General features: G+C 34.5%; 16 protein-coding genes. 11 read left to right on the top strand and 5 right to left on the bottom strand.

The window, feature by feature from the left end:
• Positions 1 to 166: 166 nt before the first annotated feature.
• Positions 167 to 355, bottom strand: a complete 189-nt coding sequence (locus Q8X41_RS04065; RefSeq protein WP_397538982.1) for a DUF4177 domain-containing protein — start codon at positions 353 to 355, stop codon at positions 167 to 169.
• A gap of 163 nt (positions 356 to 518) precedes the next feature.
• Here Q8X41_RS04065 and Q8X41_RS04060 point away from each other — a divergent pair, with 163 nt between their 5' ends.
• The 7 genes from Q8X41_RS04060 (at position 519) to Q8X41_RS04030 (ending at position 6,777) form a co-directional block, all read left to right on the top strand.
• A complete protein-coding gene (locus tag Q8X41_RS04060) occupies positions 519 to 1,304 on the top strand; it encodes a helix-turn-helix domain-containing protein (RefSeq protein ID WP_397538981.1) in 786 nt (261 codons plus the stop codon).
• A 355-nt stretch (positions 1,305 to 1,659) separates the two neighbouring features.
• Positions 1,660 to 2,913, top strand: coding sequence for a dicarboxylate/amino acid:cation symporter (locus Q8X41_RS04055; protein ID WP_397538980.1), 1,254 nt, complete (start codon positions 1,660 to 1,662; stop codon positions 2,911 to 2,913).
• A gap of 351 nt (positions 2,914 to 3,264) precedes the next feature.
• Positions 3,265 to 3,573 (top strand): ArsR/SmtB family transcription factor, encoded by a 309-nt coding sequence (locus tag Q8X41_RS04050; RefSeq protein ID WP_397538979.1) that lies wholly within the window; start codon positions 3,265 to 3,267, stop codon positions 3,571 to 3,573.
• Complete coding sequence (gene arsB / locus Q8X41_RS04045; RefSeq protein WP_397538978.1) at positions 3,570 to 4,628, top strand: ACR3 family arsenite efflux transporter; 1,059 nt, start codon at positions 3,570 to 3,572, stop codon at positions 4,626 to 4,628. Before Q8X41_RS04050 ends, arsB begins: the two co-directional genes overlap by 4 nt.
• Before the next feature lie 11 nt (positions 4,629 to 4,639).
• Positions 4,640 to 5,056, top strand: coding sequence for an arsenate reductase (thioredoxin) (arsC, locus tag Q8X41_RS04040; protein WP_397538977.1), 417 nt, complete (start codon positions 4,640 to 4,642; stop codon positions 5,054 to 5,056).
• A complete protein-coding gene (locus Q8X41_RS04035) occupies positions 5,056 to 5,337 on the top strand; it encodes a Fe-S cluster assembly protein HesB (RefSeq protein WP_397538976.1) in 282 nt (93 codons plus the stop codon). The genes arsC and Q8X41_RS04035 overlap by 1 nt, the downstream gene beginning before the upstream one ends.
• A gap of 117 nt (positions 5,338 to 5,454) precedes the next feature.
• Positions 5,455 to 6,777: an NAD(P)-binding domain-containing protein gene (locus Q8X41_RS04030; protein WP_397538975.1), complete on the top strand. Its 1,323-nt coding sequence runs from the start codon at positions 5,455 to 5,457 to the stop codon at positions 6,775 to 6,777.
• A gap of 1,174 nt (positions 6,778 to 7,951) precedes the next feature.
• On the opposite strand, the gene Q8X41_RS04025 is transcribed toward Q8X41_RS04030, so the two are convergent.
• A complete protein-coding gene (locus Q8X41_RS04025; protein WP_397538974.1) occupies positions 7,952 to 8,173 on the bottom strand; it encodes a KTSC domain-containing protein in 222 nt (73 codons plus the stop codon).
• 159 nt (positions 8,174 to 8,332) lie between these two features.
• On the opposite strand from Q8X41_RS04025, the gene Q8X41_RS04020 reads away from it, so the two are divergent.
• Complete coding sequence (locus tag Q8X41_RS04020; RefSeq protein WP_397538973.1) at positions 8,333 to 8,842, top strand: hypothetical protein; 510 nt, start codon at positions 8,333 to 8,335, stop codon at positions 8,840 to 8,842.
• Between the two features lie 64 nt (positions 8,843 to 8,906).
• Here Q8X41_RS04020 and proC read toward each other — a convergent pair whose 3' ends face one another.
• A complete protein-coding gene (gene proC, locus Q8X41_RS04015; RefSeq protein ID WP_397538972.1) occupies positions 8,907 to 9,701 on the bottom strand; it encodes a pyrroline-5-carboxylate reductase in 795 nt (264 codons plus the stop codon).
• Between the two features lie 324 nt (positions 9,702 to 10,025).
• On the opposite strand from proC, the gene cyoE reads away from it, so the two are divergent.
• Both cyoE and Q8X41_RS04005 read left to right on the top strand, forming a co-directional pair.
• Positions 10,026 to 10,973: a heme o synthase gene (gene cyoE / locus Q8X41_RS04010; RefSeq protein ID WP_397538971.1), complete on the top strand. Its 948-nt coding sequence runs from the start codon at positions 10,026 to 10,028 to the stop codon at positions 10,971 to 10,973.
• A 576-nt stretch (positions 10,974 to 11,549) separates the two neighbouring features.
• Entirely contained in the window at positions 11,550 to 12,314 is a 765-nt protein-coding gene (locus Q8X41_RS04005; protein ID WP_397538970.1) for an amidohydrolase family protein, read from the top strand.
• A gap of 127 nt (positions 12,315 to 12,441) precedes the next feature.
• Here Q8X41_RS04005 and Q8X41_RS04000 read toward each other — a convergent pair whose 3' ends face one another.
• On the bottom strand, positions 12,442 to 13,458 hold the full coding sequence (locus tag Q8X41_RS04000; protein WP_397538969.1) for a CAP domain-containing protein: 1,017 nt from the start codon (positions 13,456 to 13,458) through the stop codon (positions 12,442 to 12,444).
• Between the two features lie 819 nt (positions 13,459 to 14,277).
• Positions 14,278 to 15,126 (bottom strand): DegV family protein, encoded by an 849-nt coding sequence (locus Q8X41_RS03995; protein WP_397538968.1) that lies wholly within the window; start codon positions 15,124 to 15,126, stop codon positions 14,278 to 14,280.
• A 344-nt stretch (positions 15,127 to 15,470) separates the two neighbouring features.
• On the opposite strand from Q8X41_RS03995, the gene Q8X41_RS03990 reads away from it, so the two are divergent.
• Positions 15,471 to 15,749, top strand: a complete 279-nt coding sequence (locus Q8X41_RS03990; RefSeq protein WP_397538967.1) for a hypothetical protein — start codon at positions 15,471 to 15,473, stop codon at positions 15,747 to 15,749.
• The last annotated feature ends 428 nt before the right edge of the window (positions 15,750 to 16,177 follow it).

Raw genomic sequence — 16,177 nt, 5'->3', positions numbered from 1 at the left:
AGCTAACGTATTTGGCATAGACTTGGGTTTGGAAAATATATGGAATACCATTTGGAAATAAGTATATACAAAGAAAGAGTGCCCTAGAATAAGCTATACATTACAACCTAATATTCTTCATTTTATAAATAAAATGCTTAGAGAAATTCAACTCTAAGCCTTTTAATTATTGTAGTTCTTTTTCAAAGATTAGTTGTATTTTTAATGCTTGTCCACCAGCTAAAAAAGGTAGTGGTTGGAAAGTATGTAGACGCCATCCTTCTAATGCGTGTTCTCTAATAATCGCTTGATAATCTTCTTTTGGTTTACCAGTAAATGAACCCACGTGCACTTCAACAAACTTATAGTCGTACATAGTAAGACCTCCAATTTTAAAGTTTTGATTGTACATATGTCTATACGAATTGGAATTATATGAGTTTCATCCTTAGAATATAAAAATTTTTTTTTTGCGACTTGTCCCTGTTTGTCCCTTTACTTTCTATTTAATTAATAAAAGAGTAGAAAGCAGGGAGATTATGGCGCGTTTTGACTATTTAGCACCTCATGTAACATTTGAATCTGTACAAGAAATGGATGAGCATGTGGAATGTCACATTCGAAAACATTTTTACAATTTAACAGAGTCAGATAAAGTAGTTTTATATAAAATCGCATCACATGCACTTGATTATCCTGGGGCATGTCATTTGAAAGCGAAAACCATTGCCGAGGTTTTGGATATTTCGCTAAGAACCGTTTTTCGAAGTTTAAAACATCTAGAAGAACTTCAAATCATAAAACGTATTCACACGAAAAAGATGAATGGTATTAAAGGGGCTAACATCATTTCTATTTTAACTAGTCATGACACATCGAGCGTGTCATATCAAGAAAAAGCTGAAAACGATTGTGAGAGTAGGGAAGAAGCAACAAAAATTCAAAAGGAACCATCTTATTCTCTTAATCAAAAACATCAATATGTAAAACATACATATCCGGTCCTAAATTCATCATTAAGAAATCGTATATTCCATCATCTTGCAGCAACTACTGGTAATACAAAAGAGACTAAGATGTTCGTAGATGTGATCCAAAAGCAACTAAACCCTTTACTAGAATGGGATGTTTGGAAATCTCACAAAAAGCAACTAGAAGACATTGGTTTTATTACCTTTAAAGAAATCATTCAAAAAACAAAAAGATACCCTATTAGAAATCCATTTGGCTTTTTGTACAGCAAGCTAAAGCGAAAATTGGATGAGTTTATGTTGGAAATGATTGATTTTTACGCGAATGAAACCGGGAAGAGTGGAATGTTGTAAAAATGCAATTTACACAATTAATTAATTAGTTTTTGACAAAGATCTCCTCATGGAATTTGAATGGCGTAGCTTAAGTGAGAAGAATATCGATAAGAAGTCGTCAAAAACAAAGGTGTCAGTCCCCAAATAATGATCCAAGGATGATAACAGTGATTATGAAGTAATTCATTACTAATATATTTAAGGTAACTGATAACTAAAAGTAATAGTAAAGATTTTGATACATGTTTGCTCTTTATTTTTGTAATTTTACAAAATAAGAGGTTTTTATTTTACTATTTTTACAAAAATATCATATAATTAATATAATATTCCATTTATTTGAATATTCAATAAAATAAGGAAGGGGAATTTTATGAAATTAGCGAGACGTATCTTAATAGCACTGATTCTGGGGGCAATCGTGGGTCTTGTGATGAATTTTACAATACCGAGTATTTTCCCGTATATTGACAAATACTTCTTTTCACCACTAGGATCGATCTTCATTAACTTGATCAAAATGCTCGTTGTGCCACTTGTATTCTTTTCCATCGTTTTAGGTACTGCTAATATTGGTGATCCTAAAAAACTTGGTAAAATTGGTGTGAGGTCAGTTGCATTCTTCTTATTAACGACAGCAATCGCTATTACAATTGCTATTGTGCTTGCTTCTATTATCAAACCTGGTATGGTCGGTACATTTAATACTGAAGGGTTGAGCTATGAATCTCAAAAAGCACCTGCAGTTACAGATACTTTGTTAGGTATTATTCCGACAAATCCTGTCGCTGCATTTGTTGAGGCAAATATGTTGCAAATTATTTTCTTCTCTGTATTTATCGGTATTGCCTTGGCATTTTTAGGAGAGAGAGTAAAGACAGTCTTAAAGGCAGTTGATGAGGGTAACGAAATAATGATGTATTTAGTTACTTTAGTTATGAAGTTTGCGCCATATGGTACTTTTGGTTTGATCGCTTCAGCAATTGGTAAACAAGGATTCGATGCAATTAAAGCAATGGGACTTTATATGATTGTCGTGATTTTAGCATTAATCGTTCATTTTATCTTGGTTTACGGTGGAGCACTTAAATTTATGGCGAAAAAAGATCCTATTCAATTTGTCAAAGATTTCTTCCCTGCTATGACAGTGGCATTCAGTACTTCAAGTAGTGGTGCTACATTACCTGTATCAATGGATATTGCACAGAAAAAAATGGGTGTCCCTAAATCCATCAGTAGTTTTGTACAGCCACTCGGAGCGACGGTGAATATGGATGGTACAGCTATTATGCAAGGTGTTGCGACTGTATTCATCGCACAAGTATACGATGTCAATCTAACATTAACTCAACTTGCGATTGTTGTTATCATAGCAGTTTTAGCAAGTATTGGTACAGCAGCTGTGCCTGGAGCAGGTTTAATTATGTTAGCGATGGTATTAAATGCAGTCTCATTACCAGTTGAAGGGATTGCTTTAATTATTGGGATTGATCGAATCTTAGATATGGCACGAACTGCAGTGAATGTCTCAGGAGATGCAGTTTGTGCAGTGTATGTCACACATGTCGAAAAAATAAAAGAGGAAGAACGTATTGAAAACGATCAATCATTACCTCAAGCTCAATAATTCTATGAACAGATAATGGTTAAATAAATCAACAAGCCAAATTAGCATTTATGTACAACTTAACCTGTTGAATAATATATGAACTAATTCAATTTGTATTTGGGACAGGTAATGTAAAGTTTTAACCGTGATTCCAATAAAATTGAAAAAAGCGATACGACTTAATCAAAATTATGTGTCATTCTCACATAGTTCCAGTTAAGTCGTATTTTTGATTTTACAATTTTGCTAATTCGTGATTATTGCTAAGTAGTATTAATTTTTTACTTGAATTATATTTTTATATTGATTAAAAAAGAATATAGTCGTAATATAAGTATATTCTTATATATAAATTTATAGAGGTGAATTATGGATATTCAATACTTAGAAAAACAATTAAAAGCAGTTGCTGATGCAAATCGTTTAACACTTTTAAGTTGTTTGAAGTCTGGTGAAGTATGTGTTTGTGATTTAGTTGATGTACTAGGATTATCACAGCCTGCAGTAAGCCAGCAATTAAAAAAATTAGAGGAAGCTGGCATAATTACAGCTCGAAAAGTCGGTACGTGGAAGCATTATCGACTGGTTGAAGAGCAATCACCTATCATTCAAAAAGTTCTTGAAGAATTAGATGATAAACCAACTTGCCAATGTGGAACTTGTGGGGTTGAAGCATGAACAAACAATCATTAACAAACCAACTTTCTTTTTTAGATCGATATTTAACTCTCTGGATTTTTGTCGCAATGGCAATTGGGATTGCAATTAGTTTACTAATTCCCAATTTTAAAGATGTATTAGATGCTGCGAGCGTTGGTACAACAAGTATTCCGATTGCGATTGGATTAATCATTATGCTATATCCACCACTTGCTAAAGTAAAATATGAAGAAATGTGGCGAGTCTTCAAGGATGTAAAAGTTTTAGCACTTTCCTTATTCCAAAACTGGATACTGGGTCCATTTTTAATGTTCTTCTTAGCCATCATTTTCTTACATAATTATCCTGAATATATGGCGGGATTAATCATGATTGGCTTGGCGCGTTGTATTGCGATGGTTATTGTTTGGAATGACTTGGCAAAAGGTGACCCTGAGTACGTGGCTGGCTTAGTTGCATTTAATTCCATCTTTCAAATTATCATGTATCCCGTATTTGCATGGCTATTTTTAAATGTAATGCCAGGGTGGTTCGGACTCGATACATTCAATGTGTCGATTTCTATTTGGGAAATTACAAAAAGTGTATTGATTTATCTGGGTATTCCGTTTGTAGCTGGTATACTTACTCGTTTGATTGGTATCAAAATAATGGGTAAGGATGCTTATGAGAAAAAATTCTTACCAAAGATTTCACCATTAACCCTTATTGCATTATTGTTTACGATTGTAATGATGTTTGCACTAAAAGGCGATAAAATCGTGGAATTGCCAATGGATGCACTTCTCATTGCGGTACCATTATTCATTTACTTCATTATTATGTTTGTTGTGTCTTTCTTTGCATCTAGAAAAGCAGGGGCAGGTTATCCAGTAACAGCAGCTCTTTCTTTCACAGCTGCAAGTAATAACTTTGAATTAGCCATTGCTGTCGCGATTGCGGTATTTGGTTTACATTCAGGAGCAGCTTTTGCAGCTGTCATAGGGCCTCTTGTAGAAGTGCCAGTACTTATTGGTCTTGTAAGTGTTGCCCTTAGATGGCAGAAAAAATATTTTAAGACTATTAAGTTATAAGGAGTTTTCTAATGTCAAAAATACTTTATTTCCTTTGTACAGGTAATTCATGCCGTAGCCAAATGGCAGAAGGCTGGGGAAGAAAATTGCTTCCTGATGATTGGATTGTCAAAAGCGCAGGAATTGAAGCACATGGTGTTAATCCCAATGCGATTAAAGCAATGAAAGAAGTAGGGATCGATATTTCGAACCACACATCTGATGTAATTGATATTGAAACATTAAATAATGCGACGCTTGTTGTCACACTTTGCGGTGACGCATCGGATAAATGTCCGATGACCCCTCCACAAGTTCGTCGTGAACATTGGGGATTTGAAGATCCAGCCAAAGCTAAAGGTACAGAACAAGAAAAGTGGCAAGTATTTCAGGAAGTACGAGATGCAATCGGAGCTCGTATTGAACAATTTGTAGAGGAGCTAGACTAATGGAAATTTCAACTGAAGGAAAAAATTATTTAAAACAGGTGATAGAAGATTCAGAAGTGAAAACACTTCGATTTTATGGCATCCCTGGTTGCTGCAGTGTGAATTTGGGTGTTGGATTAGAAGAGGAGAAACAAACAGATGAAGTAGTAATAATTGATGGTATCAAAGTAGCCATCGATCCAATTGTAAAAGCTCAACTAGAAGGTGTAACGATTCATGCAGAGGAAGAAAATGGTGAAATAGGGTTACTATTAGTTGGCTATACACCTACAAGCTGTTAAAAAGCTTAAATTTTTTTAGGTGTCTTATTAAGTAAAATACAAATAAATATGTAGCCTCGAGCTACTTATTTATTTGTTGAATATATAAGTGAATTCTTATTTATGGAGGGAACTTTTATGAAAACATTTAAAATTTTAAACCAACCTACTTGTTGCGATCCTTCAACTGGTTGCTGTACGCCTGAATCTAGATTGCCTATAGCAATTATCGGTGCAGGTCCCGTTGGATTGGCTGCAGCTGCACAACTAATATCGAGACATCAATCTTTTTTACTCTTTGAAAAAGGAAAAGAAATTGGGGCAAACATTCGAACATGGGGGCATGTCACATTGTTTTCACCATGGCAATATAACATTGATTCAACAGCGAAAGAGTTATTACAAAAAACAAATTGGCAAGTACCAAAAGGTGAAGATATTCCAACAGGTAACGAATTAATTGACCTTTATTTAAAGCCTTTAGCAGAACTAGAAGCTATGAAGTCTTCCATTTATACGAATCATCAAGTGATTGCGATTACACGTCAAAATAATGACAAGATGAAATCAAAAGACCGCAATCAACAAACATTTGTCCTATATGTAGAGGAAGATGGTGAAACAAAAACATTTGAAGCACGTGCTGTCATCGATGCAACTGGTACTTGGGGCAATCCAAATCCTGCACAAGGAAATGGTGTTTGGCTTCCAGCTGAAAAAGCACTACAGCAACGAATTGACTACCATATCCCGGATGTGGAAGCGAACCCTTCCCTTTACGCGAATCAAAAGATTGCTGTTATTGGTGGAGGACATTCGGCTATTAATTCACTATTGAATTTAGCTAAACTAAAAGAAAATAATCTTGCTACAGACATTACATGGATTTTACGTAAAGAAAATGTTGAAATGGCTTATGGTGGGGAGCAAAATGATGAGCTTGCCGCGCGTGGAGCACTAGGTACACGTATTCGTCAACTTGTCAAAGAGGGAAAAATTACAGTTGTCACACCATTCATTATTTCATCTTTAAAAGGCACTAAGAAAATCTCTCTAATTGGTAAACATCATGGCGAGGATAGAGTATTAGAAGGCTTTGATCGTTTAATTGTCAACACAGGTAGTCGCCCTGATTTTACAATGAACAGAGAACTTCGTTTGAATATTGATGCCACGACAGAAAGTGTACCAGCTTTAGCCCCTCTAATAGATCCAAATGAGCATAGTTGCGGAACCGTAGAGGCTCATGGAGAGGCTGTTTTACGCCAGACAGAACAAGGTTTCTATATTGTAGGTGCGAAAAGCTATGGACGTGCCCCAACGTTTTTAATGGCAACAGGGTATGAGCAAGTTCGTTCTATTGCAGCCTTCTTAGCAGGCGATGTCGAAAGCGCAAAACGTGTGGAATTAAGCTTGCCTGAAACAGGTGTGTGCAATAGTGGTGCAGGTGGCTGCTGTTAAATAATAGATCCTTTGATATAGTTTGTCGCTCTCTTTCTAAAAGAAGGGTTAACGCTTTTTTTGTTGAACATATAGTGCTAATAAGATAGAGGTTACCCCTAATTTTAAAGGAGGAACTATTTGTTGCAAGCGAATAGAAAAAAAAATTGCTAAATGTTTTGTCGTGCATTGTCACTTTAGTGGTCATTAATATCATAGTTGCTATATTTGAACATCCTTTTCCCTTTGAGTCACTCATTAGTAGCGCTATTCTCTTTTGGGGAGTTATCGAATACAATCGTGGCATTATAAAAAAAGAAACTAATAATGCACTCATTGAAGAATATAACAACATTCAAAATAGGAAAAAATCCAACCGAGTTTTTTGGGCTAATATTATTGTATTGATGATTCTAGCCATCCTTTTTTTACTTGTAACGAAATCGATTTCAATAGAAAACATTATTTTAGCATTTTGTATAATTTTACTCGGGGGTTTTCACTCAAAGGTTACCTTTCAAGGAAATAGTAACTGTTTAGCTATCTTATTCAACTGAAGTACCCGTTACTTCAATAAGAAGGGTTCTACACCATCATCCACTATTAATAGTAAAAGAAAAAAACTGTAGACAATCTCGAACTTCATCGCGTTAGTCTACAGTATGACTCAGTAACGATTAGGTTACTGAGTTTTTGTATTGAGTATATATTTGAATCAATTTAATAATGCAAAATGCATATAAAATATACGAACAATTATGATATCCAACTTTGTACATTGTGGAGCGAAAGACGGCGAGTCCTCGAAAATGCTTCGCATTTCCTTCGTGCGAGGCTAATTCAGTGAGGTTCATTCAAAGTCCTACGGGAAAAGCTTGAGCTGAAAGCCCCGCAGGAAGAAATTCTTTTGTTAAAAAGAATTTCTTGCGACGAAGCTAGCGAAGCGATGCAGGAGCACATCTTTTAAGGAACAAAGCCTAAGAACGCCACGTCCTGTGGCAACGGCTTCGTGACCAACATCGTGTTGGCCCGAGGAGATTGAAGCCAAGCCCGTGGAAAGCGCCGTCTGTAGCGGAACATCCAAAACTGAATAGCGAAAAGTTAATGTGTTGAAATGTTCGTATTTAAAGCAAGCCGAAAGTGTATTTATTACATTGACTCATATTGAGGCTGAATAAATCACTTTAGCTTTGCATTAAGACTGATTTTGTAATCGCACATAGCGATATTTGTCTTTAATAAATTTTTTAAAATAACTTCCTGGTGAGTCAGCTTCCATTAAACCGTTATAATATAATTCGGGGACACCATAGTATTCGTAAACACCGTCTTTAATAAATTGGATTCGCAAAATTAGAGCGTTTGGTTGATAGCCAACAGAAGCTAATTTAGAAGAAGTAACCGCTTTCATTTCCATAGTGAACCGCCTCCATTTTTTTCTAAGTGATAGGTGTAATAATAAAGATAGCAGATTTTAGTAAATAATGAAAGCGTTTACTTTTAAGAATTTGTTAATATTTGAAAATCTAGTTTTATTGCTTTGATAATAAGTATAATAATAGGTAAGGGGGTTATTATGTCGAAAATCAAACAGCTCATTGCCTTTTTAATTATTTCAAATTTATTGACACTTTGTTTTCTTGCATATTCATTTATTAACAAAGATTTTCAACAAAATAATTACTTTATAGAAGAGATTCAAGAGCCTCTTGTTGAGTTACAAGGTATGATTCATGATCAACAAGAGAGTAATTGGAAACATCCAGAATTAGTATCGTTTCAAGCCTATAAAATTCAAAAAGCCATTAAAGATGTCTTACAGGAGCGTCATTTTGCACATTCAAAATTAAAAGAGGAAGAAAAATCGAATTTACGCGAAATAAATCAAGCACTTCAAAGTTTACCTCAAAATACAAGTAAGACTATAGCTAAATGGAAGAAAAAAGATAAACAAAATGCGCTAACTTTTGAAAAGGCATTAGTTCTTGCCAAAATGGATACAAATGAAGCAGATTATAAAAAATTTATGAATAAGTGCAAAATTGTTGCAAGTGAAACTGCAAAAATCAATGACATAAGCAAATGAAAAAAGTCCATTCCAATTAAGATTACAATTTGGAATGGACTTTTTAATTTATTTATAGAGCAGATTATGAAAGTTTGTGATCCTTTTCAATGACAGCATTGACTGCATCATAGATGGTGCTAGCAAAGTGGTCATTTTGCAAGGAAGTAACGCCTTCAATTGTTGTACCACCTGGTGAGCAAACTTGATCGACAAGTTCCCATGGATGTTCATTGCTTTCAATTACCATTTTCGCACTTCCAAATACAGCGCTAGAAGCGATTTCAAGTGCTCGTTTTTTATCCATTCCAGCACGTACCCCAGCTCGAGCCAATGAGTCAATATAAAGAAAGCTAAAGGCAGGAGAAGCGCCAGCAATCGCAGAAAATACCGTAAATTGTTCCTCTGGTAATTCAATCATAGAACCGATTGTTTCAAATAGAGTTTGTACCATTTTCTTGTCTTCATCTGTTGCATTTGAAGAGGCAGTATAGCAAGTAGTTGATGCGCCTACAATAGCATTGATGTTCGGCATCACTCGAATAATAGATGTTGCTTTAGGTAAAACAGATTCCAAATACTCAATGGATTTTCCAGCCGCAATCGAGATCACTACTTGTTTTTCAGATAATAACTCATTTACTTTTGGGAGTAAGTCCGGAAAAGTTTGCGGTTGAACTCCAAGAATGATGACATCAGCTGTCATTACTTCTTGCAATGTTGAGCATCCAGTTATTTGATAATCATTAACCAATTTGTCTGTTTTGTTTGGAGATCTATTAAATCCTAAAATATCATTCGCATTAAATTGTTGACTTTGAATCATTCCTTTTATAATAGCTGTGGCCATATTGCCAAGCCCGATAAAACCATACGTCAATTTATTTGACACTCCTTACGAATTACAATAATCAAGCATAGTTTAGTATAAGATGAAAAGTTCGTTTTGTGTAATATTTCATCTTATTATGGTAAAAGAGAATGAATTATTAAGAACTAATTTTTAGAAATGTTTGCATAGAATCATGTCATTATTGTGAATTCGTATGTAATGATATATATTTCGCTAAAATTTTGGTATGATTGAATTATTGTTTGCTATTTTAAAAGATAAAACAAATTGAAACCTCAACTATGAAATTTTATTAATTAGTTGTTATAATATAGTGGCGCTCTTGCTATGAAAAGGAATGAAAAATAAATAATGGGTAGTGACACAAAACGAGATCAGGCATCACAAGATACAGCTGTCACTGTATCGAAGCAATCTAATTCAAAAATTTTAGCTCAAACGGTCAAAACAGGTATTATAAAATCAAATCTTATTCCAATGGTGGCCGGGTTAACTCTTGCGCTTTATACGTATGAAATAAACCCTTTTGATAAAATACTTGAAATTATTTGTGCGATTATTGGTTCAGCATTAGTTATAGCTGCTGCTGGGGCTTTTAATAATTTATATGACAGAGATATAGACGCAGTTATGCAGCGAACGAAAGTACGTCCAACCGTAACAGGTGAGATCAAAATAAAATATGTATGGGGAATTGGAATCGGTTCAGCTATAGTTGGGCTTGCGGCTCTTTATATCGCTACACCTTTAGCTGCATTACTTGGCTTTACAGGTCTTTTCTTCTACGTTTTTCCGTATACAATGTGGTCAAAACGATATACAGTGTACAACACGGAAGTCGGTAGTATTTCGGGTGCAATGCCTACGCTAATTGGCTGGGCGGCAATTCATCCAAATATTCTGCACCCTGCAATTTTAGGACTGTTTGTTATTATGCTTATATGGCAAATGCCACACTTTTATGCAATTGCTATACGTAAACAAGACGATTACAGTGCAGCAAATGTTCCAATGCTACCAGTTGCAAAAGGGATGAAACGTACTTATATCACAACAAATATCTATCTAATCCTTTTGATTGCTAGCTGTTTTTTACTTGGAACATTAAGTAAAGGTTTAATGTTAGTTGCGTTATTATTAAGCATAGCATGGCTTGCGATGAATATTTATGGCTATCATAAAAAGGATCCGAAGAAATGGGCAACATTGCTATTTGTCTATTCGTTGTTCTATATGACCATCCTTTTTTCAACGATTATTATTTATTCAATCGTTGGTCTATTTTTAAAATTACGTTAAAATAAATGCTCGACATTTTCTTAAAGAAAATGTCGAGTTTTTTTGTTGTGAATTTTTTAATATAGATTTAGCTGATAAGTGAATCGATTTTATTAATCCATATTCGGTATATAAATACGAACATTTCAACATATTAACTTTTCAGTATTCAGATGAATTTGGGTGTTCCGCTTCAGACGGCGCTTTCCACGGGCTTGGCCTCAATTTCCTCGTCACTACGTTGAGGGTACTGAAGAAGTTAAATACATGGATATTAATTATAAAATTTTGTGATGCAATTTTTATTGAAGTGGAATCAGCGAAGACTCCTGCGGGAAAGCGAGCCAGAGAGACCCCGGAGCTTAGCGAGGAGGCTCGTCGGTTCGCCCGCGGAAAGAGAAGCTGATTCCACTTCATGCTATAGCAGATATTGCAATGAACAAATTGGATATCATTAAATGTTTATTTATTTTTTTGAATTTTGCATGATGAAGTATATTAAGGTATATAAGTAATTCTTATGGAAATGGTTAAAATAATTAAAATTTAATTATACTTTTATTTCAATTACTATTGAAGGTGAAAGGGGATTGTTAAATGACTATTTTTGATGCGCATTTTCATATTATCGATGATGCTTATCCAATTTACGAGAATAACGGGTATATACCTCCTATTTTTACAGTGGATGATTATCTGAAAGCTACAAAAGATTTTCATATTAAAGGTGGGGCAATCGTTTCTGGCTCCTTTCAAAAATTTTATCAAGGTTATTTAGAACATGCTCTTAAAAAACTTGGACCAAATTTCGTAGGTGTTACACAATTACCGTTTGATACAAAAAATGAAGAAATTTTACGGTTAGACAAAATTGGAGTACGTGCTTTACGTTTTAATGTGAAAAGGGGTGGTTCAGAGGAGATATCAAGGCTTGAAACTTTGGCAAAGCGTGTATTTGAGTTAGCAGGATGGCATACAGAATTGTATATAGATGCAAAGGAAATAGGGGAGTTGGAGCAGGTTATTGCTAAATTGCCTAAAGTATCGATTGATCATCTTGGCTTATCTCAGGAGGGGGTACCTACTTTACTAAGGTTAGTAGAGAAAGGAATAAAAGTGAAAGCAACAGGCTTTGGGCGGGTTCATCTTGAAGTGATCGATACAATGAAGAAAATCATTGATATCAATTCAGAGGCTTTAATGTTTGGTACCGATTTACCCTCAACACGAGCTAAGAGACCATTTCACGCGAATGATATTGAATTAGTAAAACAAAGTTTTGAGCAGGATATTGTAGAAAAAATCCTTTATAAAAACGGGTGTGCATGGTATGGAATCGGAACGGAAAATGTTGTACGATAAATAGATAGAATTTTCGTTTATTGAGGAACGCGACCTTATTCAATAAGATTAATTTTCGCATTATAAAGACGTTAGTTTATACAACTAACGTCTTATTTTAGTATTAACAGATTTATATAGTAAGAAACTAGAATGGTGTATAGAAATTAATTGTATAATAAGGCACATTTTTTGTATCAAATGCCACACCTACGCCTACATGTGTTAATTCGGGATTAAGAATATTTTCTCGATGACCAAGACTGTTCATAAGTGCTTCATGTGCATAGATACTACTAAATTGCCCAGATGCTATGTTTTCAGCATAAAGATGTTCGTTATAACCAGCTGCTTTCATTCGGCTTTGAGGTTGGCTGCCATCACTGCCACTATGCGAAAAGTAGTGATGGTCAATCATATCTTGGCTATGATTTCTAGCTTGTGCAGTTAACCCATGGTCATAGGTTAGTGGTTTTAAGCCAAATTCAACGCGACTTTCATTGATTAATTCAACCATAAGCTTCTCATATCCTACTTTTAATTTGGCAGTACCTTGTCCGTAATAGCCATTTTTCTGCATCTCTACATCTTTTTTTATATATTGCACTGAACGAAGTTTGTTATGATTGTGATTATCGATAAAGAATGTTACATAATAACCATCGATATTATATAGTAATTGTTCCTTGTCTTTACTACTAGAAAGTTGGTAGATGACGTTTCCTTTTTCAATTTGTGATAAAGGTGTGCCTAGTTTTTGTTTTATTTCGTTATAGGTTGTTTTGCCAATGGTAGCATCAAATATTGTACGACCATTTCCTGCTACATATCCGCCGCTTTTATCTGAGAAAGTTAATGTGAAGTTTTTAAAATGATTCTCATACACATACCAATCTTTATTATACTCACTTGCTACGGTCATTTTAGGAGCACTAGTTATTTTAGGAATTCCTAAATTATCAACTTTTATTTCTTTTTGTTGTTCTTTAGAAGCTTCTTCCTTCACTTGGAGATTTTCAATTTTTTGTAACGTTTCTTTTTTTATTTCTTTTTCGACAGTGACAATTTTTTCGGTCAATTGTGTGTGATCGATATGTTTGAATCCATAAACACAACCGCCTATAACGATTGCAGTAATCAACAAGTCCTTAATTAGTTTTTTCATCTTTTCTTCTCCCATTAATCATCTTCTTTGCATTATATAATTTAAATTATATGTATGTCTTTATTTAAATAATATTCGATAATAAAGGTGTGAATCAAAGATGAAATTTTGGTGAAAATGGAAAAAGAAGTGGGAGAGAAATTGAGTTTACATAAAATGAAGAAGAATATTTTATTCCTAACCACATAGAAGGAAGAGAAGAAGACTTTTAGATGATGAAGGAGATAATTTAATTACTTATATTGAAGCAATCGCTCCAGATGGCGCTTTCCGCGGGCGAGCGGTGAGCCTCCTCGTTCAAAAACCCTTTGCTCCTGCATCGCTTCGCTAGCTTCGTCGCAGAAAATCCCTTTTGCAGCGCAAAAAGAATTTTCGCTACCTGCAGGGGTCTCACCTGTCTCGCTTTCCCGCAGGACTTTGAATGTACCTCCCTGAATTAACATCGCACGAAGGAAATGCGAATGCATTTTCGAGGACTCGCCATCTTCCGCTTCATAGACAATGTTCCAATTGATATGACCTATAACAATGGCTAATTTAATGTTCGTGTTTTTTATTAAACCTTTAAATTATGAAATTGATTCCACTAAAAGCTTACTGAAACAAACAGGCACTGAATTTACACGATTATTGAGTATATTTTTTATTTAACAAAAGAATTCGCTCCTTTTCTGCGGGGTGTCTATACTTGCTTTCCCGTAAGATTTTCGCGAATTCTTTTTGACTCAAATATTTTATTCATTTCATCAATTTTATCTATTTTTAATGGATTACTCCTTTTAAGACAGCAACTATTTAATGAATTGTTAATAGCAACTTTTAAAAAGTCACCCAACTTAAACCTGTCGTGCCTTCACCTGCATGGACGCCAACAGCTGCACTCAAAGGTAATACTAAAATATTTAAGTTTGGAAATTCTTCTTGTAAATCAACTTTCCAGCATGTGGCTTCTTTTTCATTGTTACAATGAATGATAGCTACTTCTTTCATCGGATTCTTTTGCATTTCTTGACGGAATTGATCTGTTACGTATTTTTTTGCTTTACAAAACGTGCGTACTTTTTCTTTCATTTCAACTTTTCCATTATCAAAAGAAATGACTAGTTTGATACATAATAGATTGCTTAGTAATGCTTGAGTACCAGTGACGCGGCCACTTTTATGAAGCTGAGAAAGATTTGAAGGGATAAAAGATAATGCAGTTTGATCTGTAGCATCTTGTATTTTTTCTACGACTGATTCCACATCTTGACCTTCTTTTATAAGCTTTTGTCCGTACTCAATCATTTTCATTATAGGGTATGAGCCGATTTTTGAATCAATCGAATATACTTTAAAATTGGCCATTTCACCAGCTGCAATCGATGACTGATATGTTCCTGATAGCTGGCTAGAGGTATGTATTGCGATTGCGCAATCAAATTCATCTTCTTTTAATTTTTCGTATAAACTTACCATTTCGCCGATTGCAGGCTGCGATGTTTTTGGATGCGCTTTTGTTTTTCGTAATTTGTCATAAAATTCATCTTGGGTCATATCTACCGTTTCTCTAAGTGAGCCATCCTCAAACACCACACTTAATGGTAGAACGTGAATGTTATGCTCTTTGATAAAAACCTCATCTAATAATGCTGCTGTATCTGTGACCCAAGCAATTTTCTTTGTCATAGTATAAGTTTTCCCTTCGAAACATTTCTATAAAAATAAATATTATATTTATTTTATTGTAAACGCTTTCTATTTTCGTTAAGCCTACAATAGAGGGAGAATGAGAGATAGTGATATTTGTCATATAAGTAACTGATTTTATCTATAAGTCAAACTATTGACACAAAGGTGGAAATACTAAGATAATTAGGAAATATATTTATAATTGGATTGATACATTGCATATGATACGGATGAACGGAGTATTCGAACATTTGCGGTGGAAAGCTGTTTCACCCAACAATTGAAATAAACACGATCACCTTGCTCGTATTTAAGAAGTCGACAGAAAGGAGTGGCAACAATTGAAAAAGTTATTGTTTTTATTACTGTTAACATTGTCTATTTTATCTGCTTGTAATTCATCTACTTTAAGCTTTAGTGAAATATCTAATGTACCAAGTGAAGTACAAAATAAAATAGATTCAAATAATGTAGTCCAATTAATTAATGATGGAGAAGATAACTCGTATATTGTTTTCTTTTCAAAAGGAGCAGTCACTACCGATCTCGAAGCACAAGGGGACACTATTAAAGTAAAATTGGAAGAGTCTACTCCGTTTGATAATGTTACAAGTTTATAAACCGAGTAGCGATTATTACTTATTTTATAAAAATAAATCCATATGAAATATACGAACATTTAATTGTATGCATTTTTGTTCATTGCAACGCATTCGACGACGAGTCCTCGAAAATGCATTCGCATTTTCTTTGTGCGACGAAGCTAGCGAATCGATGCAGGAGCACATCATTTAAGGAACAAAGCCTAAGAACGCCACGTCCTGTGGCAACGGCTTCGTGACCAACACATTTCTATAACATCAATTTCTCCTAATCTATACCTTTTCCAGTTCAACTAACGCATGATTTAGTTACTTAAGAATTAAGGAATTACGAATCACATCAAAGTGTTTGGTAAAAGAATGGAAAATATACTTCTTGAATCAGTTCGTGTTACCTAACAATCCACTCCCTCAAAAAACTTTCATCTCCAATTTGTCACAGAATC

The organism is Rummeliibacillus pycnus (genome assembly GCF_044359855.1).
Classification (GTDB): domain Bacteria; phylum Bacillota; class Bacilli; order Bacillales_A; family Planococcaceae; genus Rummeliibacillus; species Rummeliibacillus pycnus_A.
The sequence above is the reverse complement of the archived record's forward strand: the minus strand, read 5'-3'. Positions and strand labels throughout refer to the sequence as shown.

What these genes read in the sequence shown, in the direction of transcription:
- Q8X41_RS04065 (WP_397538982.1), bottom strand. Translation starts at nt 355, where the DNA reads ATGTACGACTATAAGTTTGTTGAAGTGCACGTGGGTTCATTTACTGGT.
- arsC (WP_397538977.1), top strand. Translation starts at nt 4,640, where the DNA reads ATGTCAAAAATACTTTATTTCCTTTGTACAGGTAATTCATGCCGTAGC.
- Q8X41_RS03995 (WP_397538968.1), bottom strand. Translation starts at nt 15,126, where the DNA reads ATGACAAAGAAAATTGCTTGGGTCACAGATACAGCAGCATTATTAGAT.
- Q8X41_RS04050 (WP_397538979.1), top strand. Translation starts at nt 3,265, where the DNA reads ATGGATATTCAATACTTAGAAAAACAATTAAAAGCAGTTGCTGATGCA.
- Q8X41_RS04030 (WP_397538975.1), top strand. Translation starts at nt 5,455, where the DNA reads ATGAAAACATTTAAAATTTTAAACCAACCTACTTGTTGCGATCCTTCA.
- Q8X41_RS04005 (WP_397538970.1), top strand. Translation starts at nt 11,550, where the DNA reads ATGACTATTTTTGATGCGCATTTTCATATTATCGATGATGCTTATCCA.
- Q8X41_RS04020 (WP_397538973.1), top strand. Translation starts at nt 8,333, where the DNA reads ATGTCGAAAATCAAACAGCTCATTGCCTTTTTAATTATTTCAAATTTA.
- Q8X41_RS04025 (WP_397538974.1), bottom strand. Translation starts at nt 8,173, where the DNA reads ATGGAAATGAAAGCGGTTACTTCTTCTAAATTAGCTTCTGTTGGCTAT.
- cyoE (WP_397538971.1), top strand. Translation starts at nt 10,026, where the DNA reads ATGGGTAGTGACACAAAACGAGATCAGGCATCACAAGATACAGCTGTC.
- arsB (WP_397538978.1), top strand. Translation starts at nt 3,570, where the DNA reads ATGAACAAACAATCATTAACAAACCAACTTTCTTTTTTAGATCGATAT.
- Q8X41_RS04055 (WP_397538980.1), top strand. Translation starts at nt 1,660, where the DNA reads ATGAAATTAGCGAGACGTATCTTAATAGCACTGATTCTGGGGGCAATC.
- Q8X41_RS04000 (WP_397538969.1), bottom strand. Translation starts at nt 13,458, where the DNA reads ATGAAAAAACTAATTAAGGACTTGTTGATTACTGCAATCGTTATAGGC.
- Q8X41_RS04060 (WP_397538981.1), top strand. Translation starts at nt 519, where the DNA reads ATGGCGCGTTTTGACTATTTAGCACCTCATGTAACATTTGAATCTGTA.
- Q8X41_RS04035 (WP_397538976.1), top strand. Translation starts at nt 5,056, where the DNA reads ATGGAAATTTCAACTGAAGGAAAAAATTATTTAAAACAGGTGATAGAA.